17 protein-coding genes and 1 other annotated feature are annotated in these 13,137 nt (G+C 35.1%); of the genes, 3 read left to right on the top strand and 14 right to left on the bottom strand.

The window, feature by feature from the left end; all coding sequences use genetic code 11:
* Positions 1-2 precede the first annotated feature (2 nt).
* Together O1A01_RS11090 and O1A01_RS11085 are read left to right on the top strand one after the other, a co-directional pair.
* Positions 3-437 (top strand): PadR family transcriptional regulator, encoded by a 435-nt coding sequence (locus O1A01_RS11090; RefSeq protein ID WP_270066269.1) that lies wholly within the window; start codon positions 3-5, stop codon positions 435-437.
* Positions 434-1,762, top strand: coding sequence for an FtsW/RodA/SpoVE family cell cycle protein (locus O1A01_RS11085; RefSeq protein ID WP_270066268.1), 1,329 nt, complete (start codon positions 434-436; stop codon positions 1,760-1,762). Before O1A01_RS11090 ends, O1A01_RS11085 begins: the two co-directional genes overlap by 4 nt.
* A gap of 283 nt (positions 1,763-2,045) precedes the next feature.
* On the opposite strand, the gene O1A01_RS11080 is transcribed toward O1A01_RS11085, so the two are convergent.
* The 5 genes from O1A01_RS11080 to O1A01_RS11060 form a co-directional block, all read right to left on the bottom strand.
* Complete coding sequence (locus O1A01_RS11080; protein WP_270066267.1) at positions 2,046-2,615, bottom strand: dihydrofolate reductase family protein; 570 nt, start codon at positions 2,613-2,615, stop codon at positions 2,046-2,048.
* Positions 2,616-3,159: 544 nt separating this feature from the next.
* Entirely contained in the window at positions 3,160-3,672 is a 513-nt protein-coding gene (locus tag O1A01_RS11075; protein WP_270066266.1) for a hypothetical protein, read from the bottom strand.
* 23 nt (positions 3,673-3,695) lie between these two features.
* Positions 3,696-4,520 carry an alpha/beta fold hydrolase gene (locus tag O1A01_RS11070; RefSeq protein ID WP_270066265.1) on the bottom strand — a complete coding sequence of 275 codons (825 nt, stop codon included), beginning with the start codon at positions 4,518-4,520 and terminating at the stop codon, positions 3,696-3,698.
* Positions 4,521-4,704: 184 nt separating this feature from the next.
* Positions 4,705-5,097: a VOC family protein gene (locus tag O1A01_RS11065; RefSeq protein ID WP_066411866.1), complete on the bottom strand. Its 393-nt coding sequence runs from the start codon at positions 5,095-5,097 to the stop codon at positions 4,705-4,707.
* A 57-nt stretch (positions 5,098-5,154) separates the two neighbouring features.
* Entirely contained in the window at positions 5,155-5,481 is a 327-nt protein-coding gene (locus O1A01_RS11060) for a hypothetical protein (protein ID WP_270066264.1), read from the bottom strand.
* A 165-nt stretch (positions 5,482-5,646) separates the two neighbouring features.
* On the opposite strand from O1A01_RS11060, the gene O1A01_RS11055 reads away from it, so the two are divergent.
* Entirely contained in the window at positions 5,647-6,075 is a 429-nt protein-coding gene (locus O1A01_RS11055; protein WP_270066263.1) for an RDD family protein, read from the top strand.
* A gap of 82 nt (positions 6,076-6,157) precedes the next feature.
* On the opposite strand, the gene O1A01_RS11050 is transcribed toward O1A01_RS11055, so the two are convergent.
* The 9 genes from O1A01_RS11050 to O1A01_RS11010 all read right to left on the bottom strand — a co-directional run bounded on the left by O1A01_RS11050 (position 6,158) and on the right by O1A01_RS11010 (position 13,043).
* Complete coding sequence (locus tag O1A01_RS11050) at positions 6,158-6,388, bottom strand: hypothetical protein (protein ID WP_270066262.1); 231 nt, start codon at positions 6,386-6,388, stop codon at positions 6,158-6,160.
* A 14-nt stretch (positions 6,389-6,402) separates the two neighbouring features.
* Complete coding sequence (locus O1A01_RS11045) at positions 6,403-6,777, bottom strand: hypothetical protein (RefSeq protein ID WP_270066261.1); 375 nt, start codon at positions 6,775-6,777, stop codon at positions 6,403-6,405.
* Between the two features lie 123 nt (positions 6,778-6,900).
* The gene (gene tyrS / locus O1A01_RS11040) at positions 6,901-8,145 is read right to left on the bottom strand and encodes a tyrosine--tRNA ligase (RefSeq protein WP_270066260.1); all 1,245 of its coding nucleotides are present in this window, start codon (positions 8,143-8,145) and stop codon (positions 6,901-6,903) included.
* 54 nt (positions 8,146-8,199) lie between these two features.
* Positions 8,200-8,414, bottom strand: a binding site (T-box leader).
* A gap of 8 nt (positions 8,415-8,422) precedes the next feature.
* A complete protein-coding gene (locus tag O1A01_RS11035; RefSeq protein WP_084380167.1) occupies positions 8,423-9,028 on the bottom strand; it encodes a MarR family winged helix-turn-helix transcriptional regulator in 606 nt (201 codons plus the stop codon).
* Between the two features lie 26 nt (positions 9,029-9,054).
* The gene (gene modB / locus O1A01_RS11030) at positions 9,055-9,708 is read right to left on the bottom strand and encodes a molybdate ABC transporter permease subunit (RefSeq protein WP_066411887.1); all 654 of its coding nucleotides are present in this window, start codon (positions 9,706-9,708) and stop codon (positions 9,055-9,057) included.
* The gene (modA, locus tag O1A01_RS11025; protein ID WP_066411889.1) at positions 9,708-10,502 is read right to left on the bottom strand and encodes a molybdate ABC transporter substrate-binding protein; all 795 of its coding nucleotides are present in this window, start codon (positions 10,500-10,502) and stop codon (positions 9,708-9,710) included. The genes modB and modA overlap by 1 nt, the downstream gene beginning before the upstream one ends.
* A 106-nt stretch (positions 10,503-10,608) precedes the next feature.
* Positions 10,609-11,628 (bottom strand): serine hydrolase domain-containing protein, encoded by a 1,020-nt coding sequence (locus tag O1A01_RS11020; RefSeq protein WP_066411891.1) that lies wholly within the window; start codon positions 11,626-11,628, stop codon positions 10,609-10,611.
* A 34-nt stretch (positions 11,629-11,662) separates the two neighbouring features.
* Entirely contained in the window at positions 11,663-12,520 is an 858-nt protein-coding gene (locus O1A01_RS11015; RefSeq protein WP_066411894.1) for a hypothetical protein, read from the bottom strand.
* Between the two features lie 43 nt (positions 12,521-12,563).
* The gene (locus O1A01_RS11010) at positions 12,564-13,043 is read right to left on the bottom strand and encodes an Lrp/AsnC family transcriptional regulator (protein WP_066411898.1); all 480 of its coding nucleotides are present in this window, start codon (positions 13,041-13,043) and stop codon (positions 12,564-12,566) included.
* Positions 13,044-13,137 lie beyond the last annotated feature (94 nt).

Genomic DNA, 13,137 nt, shown 5'->3' with positions numbered 1-13,137 from the left:
AAATGGATAACCTATTCTCTAACTTAAAGAATTCAATGAAAAAAAATGTCTTTAAAGATTTTTCCTTTTCTAACGAAAGAAAAGTTGCTGTAAAAGAAGCTATAAGAGCAAAACAATCACCCACTCACCTCCATTCATGGAAGGGAGAAACTTTATATTTACTATTTGAATTATTACAGTACGAAGGAAAGTTAGGCTATGACCTTTCTATTCAACTTATCCAACACAACGATCTTACCTTTCAAAACAATGAAGGACAGCTTTATTCCCTTTTACATTTAATTGAGAATAAAGGATTTATAACCTCTGAATGGAAGGGAGGAAAAAAATATTATTCATTAACTTCAAAAGGTCAAAAATGTTTAACATCTTACAAACAGACTAGTCCCAATCAAAAACTATCATTTAAACACTTGCTAGAGGAGGCATCATTATGAGTAAATCTAATTTTGATGACTTCCTCAATAAAGTAACTTCTAAAGTTAAGTCGAAGGAAGCACACGGAATGATAAAAAAGGAGCTCTCCTACCACTTACAAGAGTTAAGTCAATCTTTCCAAAGAAGAGATATCTCAAAGGATGAAGCGGATGAAAAAGCTGTTCAAGAAATGGGAAATCCATTTAACCTAGGGGAAAATCTAAATCGACTTCATCGACCGAAAATGGATTGGCCTTTGTTATTGTTATTTGGGATTATTGCTGCTATTAGCTTTCTTCCAGTAACAGGATGGACGTTCGAGAACGAAGCGATTCCAGACAACTATTTCGTAACACGCCAAGCAATTTGGTTAGCTCTTAGTATACTTGTACTCGTTGCATTTTTGTTTTTGGACTATAGAAAGCTACTCCGTTTTTGGCCTTATCTTTATTGTTTTGGATTTCTTTTACTCCTATATACATATTTTTTTGGTGTTATGAATATGGGGGCAATGAACCATATTGAGGTATCCGGAGTTGTAATAAACTCGACACACTGCACATTATTTTTATTTTTTCTAGCTTGGATAGGTATCCTTTATCGTATAAATACTTTTAAAAGTCGGAAGAAACAAATGTTACTCTTTTTCTTATTTTGGATACCAATCATTTTCTATATGATGCTTCCAAACTTTACATTAACGATAATGTATATTTCTTGTATATGCATCATGTTTTGTTTTTCAAAAGTCCATAAAAATTTAGCAATAAAGATTATCACCACGAATGTTGTTACTGGAACAATCCTCCTTGTTCCAGTTCTTCTAACTCCCCGTGGTAGTCACTTTTTTTCAGAACGGCTTTTGGCATTTTTACACCCTGAAAAGGACCCCAATGGAGGTGGCTGGATTTACTTGGTTTTAAATAATATTTATAGTCAAGCTGGGTGGTTCGGAAATGGATTTACAAACGATTTAACCATTCAAAATTTACCTGCCACCTTTACAGATTTTGTTTTTCCTTATCTTGTTTATTCTTTTGGTTGGGTGTTTGGAATTTTCCTTTGTCTTCTATTATTATTTTTTATAGGAAGAATTTCAACAAACGCATTTAAGACAAAGGATCTACTTGGAAGACTGTTAGTAATTGGGGGCGCGAGCTTGATTTCCGTTCCAACAATTTGGAATATTTTTATGGGACTTGGACTATTGCCAATAGTAAGCTTTTCTCTTCCTTTTATCAGTTATGGAGGAAGTATGTTGCTATTCAATTCGGCTATACTAGGGCTTATTTTAAGTGTGTATCGTAGAAAAGATATAATACAAACTTACTCCTATATAGAATAAAAATCGTAAAACAAAAAGCAGACTATAGAAATTTTAACGGGTTCGGTTTTGAAGTACAAAATTTGAATTAGAAGTGCTTTTCGCACGGTAATTAGCAGACACTTTAACAATGAAATTAGCACGCAAAAAAGCTCGGAGCCAATACGCTTCGAGCTTTTTTATCGTATTACTTTATGGAAGATAAGCCCCCGTTAATTTAAGTGAAAATATTCACAATCATTTCTTATAAAGTTTAATTCCTTAATGTGTAGGAAAAGCGCCGATTGTTGAGGGGTTAATATTACTACTCTTGAATCAAATGGTAGGTTAGTTGAACAACGCCAGAGGAGAAACTTCTTGTATTAACCAATTTCAGATTCAACCTTTGTTTTATATCAATAAACAACGGTCTTCCTTCTCCCAAGACCACAGGATGAACAGATAATCTAAATTCATCAACTAGTCCTAAATCGATAAAAGTTGTGATGAGACTTGCACCTCCGTATAACCAGATGTCTTTACCAGGCTTATTCTTTAATTTATTTACTTCCTCGGGAATATTTTCATTTACAAATATTGCTTTATTGTCATACCCTTTTTGCGTTCTGGAAAACACATATTTCTCCTTACTATGAACCAATTCCCACATTTCTTTTTCAGCATTAGTATCTTCAATCGTGGGAGTATATTGTCCCCATAAATCGTAACTTTTTCTTCCATACAAAATTGTATCAATCTGATTTAGAAAATTAGTAAATCCCATTTCAGGGTCCATTATGCACCAATCAACTTCACCATTTTTCCCTTCAATAAATCCATCTAGAGTAACTGCTAAATCTAAAATAATTTTTCTTGACTTTCCTTCATTGGACATTATATTTCCTCCTTAGTTGTTCGTCATGTCCTTGTCAAAACATTGAAATGGTTCATTTTTTTATCATTATTTACGATAAATATGAACAATTATCATTCTACATATAATAGCCCGATTGCTGAACAAAGATCAATCATGACTTTTCCACTAAACTGCTCCGTTAGTTAAATAAGCCTTTCTATTATTTTAACATATATATCCAAATTCCTACTCACTATTTTTAACGCACAAATTCACATAGCAATTAGCATACGAATTCGCAAGATGACAATAATTTCTGTCACCTTACCAAAAGGGGTGCGAATATGCGTGCTAAAACATCCATAAAGTCATATAAATCCTTGAACTATCAACAAAAAGAAGCAGTCCAATTCAGTTGCGAATTGGACTGCTAATTCGTGTGCAAAATTAGTTTTTGTACTCGAAAACCGAACCCGTTATAGAAATTTAGGCTGCTTTTTATTTTTCTGATTTTGCTCTTCTAAGCTATTAGTCGAGTCTTGAATGAGCTCTTCTTACTGTATTTAATAGGGAAAACTTTAACTCAATATTTTAAAGGTACCTCAATACTATCTTCCAACAATTCAGCTTGTTTCATAAAGGAATCCATATTTGCCATAATGGTCATTCTTAATCCTAATCCTGCTTCACGCAGTTTCTCTCTTAATTCCTCAAAGTTCTTTTTATCTTCATCTGTTAACTCTACAAAGCTATATAATGTATCATGAGGATATTGGCTTAATTTTGAATGTAAATGACTAAGAGTTTCTTCATCTTTTTTAGAAAGTGATCCTAATTGATTGCCGGTCGTTATCCCTAACCAAATACCATTTAATACATCTCCTAGTTCAGTTGTTACTAAATTCGGTTCCCCCCAATTTTCTCTCATTTGATGAGCGATTAACCCTTCTAATTCTACTAAATTATGCTGAACTTCCGTCATAAACACTTGTTCCTTCACGAAGTTCATCTTCATGATCCCCCATGCTACGATGGCCACCAATAACAAATTTAAAAAGATAGACAGTCTAAATAACAATTTTCTTTTTTTACTCATTTTCATTTTCTCCTTACTAATCCCTAGCAAAAAAACTCAAAGGCTAAAGAATTAATCTCATTTGGTTTCTCCACTACTGTCCAATGTCCGCAGTTCTTTATTTCCATTAATCTAGCATGCGGAATGTACTTCACTAGCAAACTATGAATTTTTTCTGGTGGTAAAGTATCATGGCTACCTTGTGCAACCATAATCGGGATGTCTGATAATTCATGTACCTTTTCTGTTAAGTCGTATTGTTTTTTTATATCTTCACCGATTACATGATTAACTGTACTATTCATGTTGTATCTTACTTTATTCCGGAGTGTGTCTTTGGAAAAAACATAGTAGGGATCTAAAATGTCTAGTATATTTTCAATCGTGGCTTTTCCCCTTTGCATTTTTTTATCTAACAAAAATAGTTTTGCCTTATCTTTAAAAGACATCTTTTTCAGTAATTCCTGTTCAAATGCTTTAAATCCAGTTGCTGACATTCCAATTGCAGCTGTTAAAAAGATTTTATTAACCTTTTCTGGATAGGAGGTTGCATATAATAAGGCCAGCATACTTCCCCACGATTCTCCAAACAAATTAATTTTTTCTAAGTTGAGCTCCTCGCGAAGTAACTCTAACGTCCTCACTTCTCCTTCCATTGAGTATTGATTATCTTGGATAGGATCCGACTTTCCGCATCCTCTCTGGTCATATAGCACTAATTTATATTTAGCGGCTAGTGGTTTAACGTAAGGAAGGAAAAAACGATGATCTCCACCAGGTCCACCATGGAGAAAGACGATAGGTTCTCCTTCTCCTATAGTAGTCACGTACACTTTATTATTATTTAGTGTAATAAAATTACCTTCCACGATATTCCCCCTTAATATGGCAATTCATATAGATTGTAATATCTTAAATGTTTTCTAAATGTTATTTTATTTCGGCACTGGTAACGAATTACCTTTTTTCGTATAAATGATTTTTCGTTATTGGCTTCTATTAAAAGTAAAAACCGCCAAAAATGCACGTACAGCATTTTAGCGGTTTCCTACATTAATTTAAATCTTTTTGCTCTACATTTAACTCAATTAAATTTCCATCAGGGTCGGCACAGAATATTTGCGCAAAACCACTTTTAGAATTTGGCTTTTCCAACACTTCCACGTTGTTTTGTTTTAACCATTCTAACGTTTCCGTATAGCTCTCTACTCTCAGTGCAAAATGGCCTTCCCTACTCGATAAGCTTTTATCTTCCCGAATGGTTTGTGATTTAGAGTCGACAATTAAATGTAGCTGCTGCCCCTCGATATCATACCACGCACCGGGAAACCCAAAGTCTGGTCGATTTATTTCTTTCAAACAAAGTATCTTACTATAGAAGTCTTTTGCCTTCTCTAAATCTGTTACATTAAGACTGACATGGTGTAGACATTTATATTTAATCAAAACCTTCCCTCACTTTCTGTTCCTGTCATCCTATTTTACCAAACTTATTATAAATAACTAAAATGGATTTTCTCCTTTAATAAAAGGAATAAAGACAACATAGGTCGCTCCGACAAAGAACAACCAAAAAAGGACAGATTTAATTCGGTGTTTAAAAAGTGCACTATTTTTATAAAGAAAAAAACGACCGATTACTGTATAAAAGACAAAAAATAGGTAAGAACCACCAAACCAGTTCACCCACACATTACCTAAAAAGGCAATTCCGAAATGTTCATATATAGGCTTTAGTATCGTAAACGTAACGAGAAGACCAATAGCCAGCATAATAGTTGCTTCTATAAGTCTAAACAATACTCTTTTCCATTCTTCCAAAATTACCACCCCATTCTACATTCCTTCATTACACTTTATTCATCATTCTTCAAGGTATGTCCATGTGGAAACTAGCTTTTCTTTAATGTTAATAGTTTTCTTTTTTAGTATAGTTCTTTTGTCACATGTGGTAAAATTCAGTTAATTGCGTATATATTAATAGGAGGTGTTATTATGTATGAAGTTTCAGATCCAGCAGGTTTTTGGGTTAGGCTAGGGGCCGGTATTTTAGATGGATTGCTAGTCTTAGTTGTGATCAGTTTCATTCTTTCTTTACTATTAGGTATTCCATTAGGTTCAGAATCATGGGTATTATATTTACTTGAAGCAGCTTATTATGTTGTTGTTCCTGTTGTTTGGGCTGGATATACAATCGGGAAGAAAGCACTTGGCATACGAATTGTGCGGATGGATGGCTCAGAGGTAAAAATTGGGAACATGCTACTTCGTACTTTTGTAGCGGGGCTCATTTATGGAATAACTTTTGGAATTGCCCTTATTGTAAGTGTTACTATGGTTGCAGCGCGTGAAGATAAGCGCTCGTTACATGATTTTATCGCTGGTACATATGTTACGTATAATGCCCCGGAAGAAAACTATTAATCTTTTCCCCATTCTAACAATATTAATTAGAATGGGGTTTCTACTTTGTCCTAAACTTTGGACATTCATCATTGTATCCATTTTAAATGATACTCTCGAACACAACTGCCAATAATAGTAACAAAAAAACACCTATATTGATCATGCCTTGCTCTTTCCGACCTAGTTTTAATTCCTCTATTCCATAGATTAAAACTATTATACTCACGAAAAATAGCATATATATTTGAAACTCATATTTTTTCGTCGTTGACCCATATATGGCTAAAGTGATAACCAATAATGCTAAAATAATTTTAATTATCCTTAACATGGAAACATTCACCATTAATCATTAAATAGTACTTTCATCTCTTCCGGTACAACAATAACATCCTCTATTTCATATTCGTTGTCTTCATTTTCTGGTGTCAGTCTTACTAACAGCATTTCACCGTTTTCAAAGGTAACTAATTCGTACTTTTTGTAATTTGCACCAGCAGTTGTTAGATTCGTAAATTCGCTGAAATCAGTTCTCGAAACACTTCCCTTTCTACCTTTAGAAAACAAAGAATCGAAAGCTTCATAATCATTATTTTCGATTGCTAACTTCATTAGCCAGGCTACATTTTCGGTACTATCAGGTTGTACTTTATTACTACTGCAGCCGACCATCACCACAAAGAAAGCGCAAATTAGTACTAGTAGTTTTATATATTTCATCGTACTCCTCCAAGTAACAATATATGTAAATCTCATTACATACATTCCACAAAGACTTTATAACTCCTTCTTCTTTATAGAAAAAAAGATGTAACTAATACTAGCGTTACACCTTCATCAAAATTACATTTTTATTTTTGCAAATTTACGCTTTCCTACTTGGACAACTAATCCGGCTGTCATCATTACATTCAGGGCTACATCTTCTACCTTCTCACCATCTAACTTTACTCCTCGATTAGCAATCATCCTGCGGGCTTCACTTTTCGAGCTTAACATTTGTAGTTCGACTAAAAGGTCTGTTATTAACACTTCCTTACTACCTTTCCACTCAACTACCGGTAGTTCATCAGGCACTGCACCTTGTTGAAAGACGGAAACGAAATGATGCTCAGCTTTTTCTGCTGCTTCTTCCCCATGGTACATTCTAACAATCGTTTTCCCTAACAGCATTTTTGCATCACGAGGATGAAGATCGCCTGACGTTAGATCATGTTTCATCGTTTCCAGTTGCTCAAGGGAAAGGTCCGTCACTAATTCAAAGTATTTCACCATTAACTCATCCGGTATCGACATCGCTTTTCCGTACATTTCATTTGGACTTTCATCAATACCGATGTAGTTTTTCTTAGACTTCGACATTTTCTCGACACCGTCAAGACCCTCTAATAAAGGCATAAGCATCGCAACTTGTTTTTCTTTTCCAAACTTTTCTTGGTAATGTCTTCCCATTAAGATGTTAAAATGCTGATCAGTTCCTCCCAATTCAATATCACATTCTAATACAACGGAATCGTATCCTTGCATTAACGGGTAGAAAAACTCATGAAGTGAAATTGGTTTTCCTGTCGCGATTCTCTCTTCAAAATCATCTCGTTCCATTAATCGAGCAACTGTAATTTTCCCAGCTAACCCGATCACATCTTCAAAGCTTAATTTCGTTAACCATTCAGAGTTGTAGAAAAGGTCAACTTTATCCATATCCATCACTTTTCCGAATTGCTCAAAGTATGTTTTTGCATTATGCTTTACTTCTTCATCCGTTAACGGTTTTCTTGCGACAGACTTTCCAGTTGGATCACCAATTTTGCCTGTAAAGTCTCCAATTAATAATTGGATTTTATGACCATTGTCTTGAAACTGTCTCATTTTCTTTAGGACGACTGTATGACCAAGATGAACATCTGGTGCGGATGGATCTAATCCTAATTTTATTTTTAAAGGGCGATTTTCTAATACCGATTTCGCTACTTTTACTTCCAGGTCCTCAACAGGAATTATTTCTTGCACCCCTTGAGTGTAGATGGCCATTTGTCTTTCTACTTCTTTTAGCTGTTCGGCTGATAATTGTTTCATCACTTCGTTCATTGTTCATTCCTCCTATAAAAATAAATAAAAAAAACACGTCCCTATCCTAATAGATAAAGGGACGTGGTTTTGCACGCGGTACCACCCTTGTTGGAGGCAAAAAACCTCCCACTCAGTTCGAATAACGGTTCGTCCGTCTTTATGAAAATTTCTTCATAAAGAAAGCTCTAGGAGTGTAATTCGTGTTATCTTTGTATCGGTTCACACCAACCACCGACTCTCTTAAACAGGGAGATAACTACTACTTAAGTTCCCGTCTTTGCTTTTCTATATTAAATTAAAAATCATTTTCCCGAATAACTTTCCTTAGGAGATTGGACATATTCTTTTGTTCACTTGCAGTTAGACTCGAAACAATCTCCACTTCACTTTGATGGAAGGTTGGATATAGCTTTTCCATCGCTTGCTTACCTTTGTCGGTAATCGCTACGTAAGTAATTCTTCTATCTCTCGTATCTGTTTTCCGATAGCATAGCTCTTTTCGTTCTAACGTATTCGTTATATTACTTACCGTTGCTTTTGAAACCCCAGCAGAATGTGCTAATTTTTTCGTTTCTAACGAACCTTCTACCCATAGGTCATACAAAATAGAAAACGATGTCCACGAGAGTCCATATTCCGATAAAACTTCACGTTCCATTTTATTTCTTAAACCTTGGGCAATACGATAAATATTGGTCACAACAGCTATTGCTTCTAAGTTCAATGAATCTAATGGGAGATTCGTCAATCTGTTAATTGTACTTTTCTCTACGGGAAGCAATTCTCCATCCTCATTAAATGTATGAATAGTGTCACCACCCCAAGAATATTCAAAATCATTAGCTATGAAACGATAATACCAAAAAGGTAGTATTGATGCAACAAAAAAATAAAAATGCATCCTTTACAGGAATGCATTTTTCTGTCCTACTTAAACCATCTATTAATTAAATATAAAAAGAGAATCGTTGACACACTTAATATAAAAACCATCATATGAGCATCAGTCATTCGATTCGCTTGGACGGCGTCATAAATCGCAATGGAAAGAGTTTGCGTTTTCCCAGGGATATTACCAGCTACCATTAATGTCGCGCCGAATTCTCCCATCGCTCTTGCAAAACCTAATACTAGTCCCGCTAATACCCCTTTGTAAGCTAGTGGCATGACAACATACCATAACAATTGAAGTTTCCCTGCCCCGTCAAGTTCCGCCGCTCCAATTGTATCTTTACTAATAGATTCAAAAGAAGCTTGAATCGGCCTAATGAGAAGAGGTAACGCCGCAATGGCTGCCGCGATTACGGCTGCTTTCCATGTAAAAACAATTGGTTGTCCATAAATCCGTTCGTACCATTGACCAATAAAACTTCCTCTGCCTAGCATAAGGAGCAAATAATATCCTAAAACAGTTGGAGGAATAACAAGCGGTATTGTCACGAGGATCGATAAAAAGTTCGTTAATTTATTTTTATTAAAGGCAAACCACCACGAGAAAAGAACTCCGAAAACAAATGCGATGAACGTTGCAATCGTTGCTATTTTAAAAGTTAAAAATAAAGGTGTTAGAATGGAGTCCATTACGGTATATCAAACCCATATTCTTTTAATATCGCTTGCCCTCTAGGTCCTACAATAAATTGTACGAACTGTTTACTCATTTCTTCCTTCTCAGTTTGTGAAGGAATACCTAACGCTTGTAGTATAGGTTGATGATACTCTTCATCAATCACTTCGTAAGGATATTGAGTTCCAGTTACTAATGCTAACGCAACGATTCCGACATCTGCATTGCCTGATTCCACATATTGATAGGCTTGTCTAATGTTTTCGGCATAAACAATTTTATGTTCAACCTCTTCCCAAATCCCTAAACTTTGTAATGCTTCTTTTGCAGCCTTCCCATATGGCGCATGTTCAGGATTTGCAATTGTAATCGTCCTTATATTGGAACTTAGTAGTTTTTCTTTCAAACTACCTTCTTCATCACTACCCATTAAAACAATTCTGCCTATTGCATAGTATTCTTTGGAGTCTGCTAAAACCGAGTCACTATTTAATAGCTCTTCAATATACATTTCATGAGCAGCGGCAAATAAATCGAAAGGTGCACCTTCTTTTATTTGTTGAGTTAATAGTCCTGTTGATCCGAAAGTAAATTCAATGTTAATACTTGTTTCTGCCGCAAATTCTTCACCCATTTCCGTTAAAGCATGATAAAGATCTGATGCTGCTGCAACATAAATCGTTTTATCTTCTGCCGTGTCATTCATACATCCAGTTATTAAAAATAAAGTAAGTATCATTGTAAATATTCTCATTTTCGTAAACCTTCCATAAGCTGATTTGTCCTTATTATACCATGATTTTTTCACAAAACTAATAACCTCCTTAACTAGAAGGAGGCAAGTTCATGACAATTTTATCAGGAGCATTCGTTTCGATTAAAGGCAGTCGATTTTCTTCGCTTCCACTAACCTTTTACACTTTTTTACAAGCTTTTATCATTTTTATCATCATCTTAGCAGCAACACTGTGACCATAAAATTGATTTACTGTTCCTGTGAAATATAGGTCCGTTTTAGGGTGATAAAATGCGAAGGCACCAGTTTGTCCCCAATGGCCAATCATTCCTGTTTTAAATTCAAAAAGAGAAACAGGCTGACTCGCAATTCCTACTCCATAATAAAACAACCCTGGGCCAAAAAGAAGCTTCCAGTCTTTCAACTCATGTAAATATTGTTTCGGAAAAAGGCGTCCATTCATAAATGCTCGCAAAAATATCATCGATTCCTTCACCGTCGAAACAATACCGCCTTCTGGTCCGATGGAAGACATATATTTCGGTAAATGGAGTTTCTTATCCTTATAATAGAATGGTGCTGGTTTTGAATCAGTTTCATCCTCATAAAGATACGTTTCTTTTAATTCTAGTTCATTAAAAATATATTCTTTAAAAACGGAATGGATATCTTTTTCCGTAATTGTTTCAATAATTTTACCGAGAAGTTGATAGTTTGTATCAGAATATTGGGCTCTTACCCCAGGAGAGAACTTAGGCTTTTCCTGTTTCGCACTCGCTACTACCTTTTCATACCCCCAAGCACTATCTCTTCCTCCAATTAAATCTTTAATCGCTTCTGCAGTGAAATAGTCTGGAATTCCTGACGTATTGGACATTAAATGTTTGATTGTAATTTCGTTGGAGTAATCATGACCTTTGAAGTAGTGGAGTTTTAGTAGTGTGTCAGAAGGGAGATAATTAGAGATTTTATGTTCAAGATCAACTCGGCCTTCTTCTTTTAATTTAAGTAAAACAGCAGTAACATATAGTTTTGTAACACTAGCAATATAGTAAGGAGTATGTGCTAATATGTTCCCTGCTGCACTTACGTAGGAAAAGGAATCGTCCCCCTTTTCCACACATAATAATGCTCCATATATATTTTTCTTAGTGGTGGCAGTTGACGTTAGCTCGTTTATAAAAGCTTGATCTATCATTTATGCAGAAACCTCCTTGTTTTTCTTCATAAAATCAATTGTTAGATGTATCGATGTAATTATAATCCAATAATACTTGACGTATGTATTTAGCCATATCGCTTTCTTTAACACTAGCAATCTCCTGAAATGTTTTTCCTTCCGCTAATAGACGACCTACTATTTCCCATCCAACGAAATACGCTTCCCTTTCAATATTAGTCGTACCATTTCCCATCGTGAACTTGTAGACTGTTTCAGAACTGGAGTCTTCTAAGTAAGGGTATATTCCACTGAATATTTCTTCTCTTTTTCCTTCGCATGAGTGAAGCCAACCTTCCTGCATTACTATATAATCTTCGTTTCGATGCCCCGGTACTATATATTTACTTATATGTGTAGCTAACCCTTCTTGTAAAATGGTCGCAGCAATTGTCCGCTCCCACTGACCGTTAAAGGTTGAAGTTTTAGCGTGAACAACATGGGTTAGTTCATGTGCAAGCGTAATGAGAGAGGGACCACCCTCCACTGGTAGGCATAGAGCGATTCCACCACTATTAGTAGGTGCAACAAACGCATTGTTTTCGAATCCACCTACAAAATAAACGAGTGTTAACTCTATAGAGTTTTTATATCCTAACAAAGTTTTTACTTTTGATAAAAATTGTTGCAATTCCTCCTGATCTAGCTTTACCTTTTCTATGTTAGAAATATGCTCACCGTACTTTTCCCATGCATTGTTTAATAATTCCCTTGCAACTTTTAAACCTTTTTCACCAGGTGGGACTGCCGCGAAATGATAATGCTCTTTCCACAATTCCCATCGTTCTTGTTCTCCAACTCCGTTTACACTCGCTTTTTCATAAAAATCTAGAAACTTAGGAACTAGATTTACAATTGTAATGTTATCCAATGACAGTCACTCCCTTTTTCTTACTATTTCTATATCACACTAGTCATTCCCTTCCAATTGGTAATACGGTGGAATATTTTATTTCTCTTAATGATAAGCTTGTTTGAATTCTTGTAATTCCGAGCTTGTTTAATTTTCTAATAAACTGTTCTAGTTGTTTTCGATCTTTACACAACACTTTTAAAAAATAATCATGCTCGCCTGTTAATAGATGTACTTCCATCACTTCTGGTAACAATTCTAGCTCTCTTTCTAATCTTTCCAGCATTTCCGCTTGGTGAATATTTGTGCTAATAAATATAAATGTTAACAAATCAAACCCGAGCTTTTCTTGATTTAAAATCGAGACACGTTTTTCGATGTAGCCTTCCACCTCTAATCTTTTAATGCGAGCATGTGTTGCTGGTGGTGATAAATTCACTTGTTTTGCAATTTCGGAATTATTAAGCCCCGCTTCCTTTTGTAAAATATCTAATATTTTTAAGTCAATTTCATCTAAAACTTTACTTACGTACGATTCCATAATAAAAAACTCCTTTCAATTATTCTGTACATGCGAAGAAACGGTCACCACAATGCGAATAAAACTAATTATTATCAATGTTTACTTTAAAAAG

The sequence above is a fragment of the Sutcliffiella sp. NC1 genome, assembly GCF_027594365.1.
Taxonomy (GTDB): Bacteria; Bacillota; Bacilli; order Bacillales; family Bacillaceae_I; genus Sutcliffiella; species Sutcliffiella cohnii.
This window is presented reverse-complemented; position numbering and strand designations above follow the sequence as displayed.

Excerpts from the sequence above, each read along its gene's own strand:
- tyrS (WP_270066260.1), bottom strand. The coding sequence starts at position 8,145 with ATGAACGAAGTGATGAAACAATTATCAGCCGAACAGCTAAAAGAAGTA.
- O1A01_RS11090 (WP_270066269.1), top strand. The coding sequence starts at position 3 with ATGGATAACCTATTCTCTAACTTAAAGAATTCAATGAAAAAAAATGTC.
- O1A01_RS11055 (WP_270066263.1), top strand. The coding sequence starts at position 5,647 with ATGTATGAAGTTTCAGATCCAGCAGGTTTTTGGGTTAGGCTAGGGGCC.
- modB (WP_066411887.1), bottom strand. The coding sequence starts at position 9,708 with ATGGACTCCATTCTAACACCTTTATTTTTAACTTTTAAAATAGCAACG.
- O1A01_RS11045 (WP_270066261.1), bottom strand. The coding sequence starts at position 6,777 with ATGAAATATATAAAACTACTAGTACTAATTTGCGCTTTCTTTGTGGTG.
- O1A01_RS11085 (WP_270066268.1), top strand. The coding sequence starts at position 434 with ATGAGTAAATCTAATTTTGATGACTTCCTCAATAAAGTAACTTCTAAA.
- O1A01_RS11050 (WP_270066262.1), bottom strand. The coding sequence starts at position 6,388 with ATGTTAAGGATAATTAAAATTATTTTAGCATTATTGGTTATCACTTTA.
- O1A01_RS11080 (WP_270066267.1), bottom strand. The coding sequence starts at position 2,615 with ATGTCCAATGAAGGAAAGTCAAGAAAAATTATTTTAGATTTAGCAGTT.
- O1A01_RS11020 (WP_066411891.1), bottom strand. The coding sequence starts at position 11,628 with ATGATAGATCAAGCTTTTATAAACGAGCTAACGTCAACTGCCACCACT.
- O1A01_RS11075 (WP_270066266.1), bottom strand. The coding sequence starts at position 3,672 with ATGAGTAAAAAAAGAAAATTGTTATTTAGACTGTCTATCTTTTTAAAT.
- O1A01_RS11010 (WP_066411898.1), bottom strand. The coding sequence starts at position 13,043 with ATGGAATCGTACGTAAGTAAAGTTTTAGATGAAATTGACTTAAAAATA.
- O1A01_RS11035 (WP_084380167.1), bottom strand. The coding sequence starts at position 9,028 with ATGCATTTTTATTTTTTTGTTGCATCAATACTACCTTTTTGGTATTAT.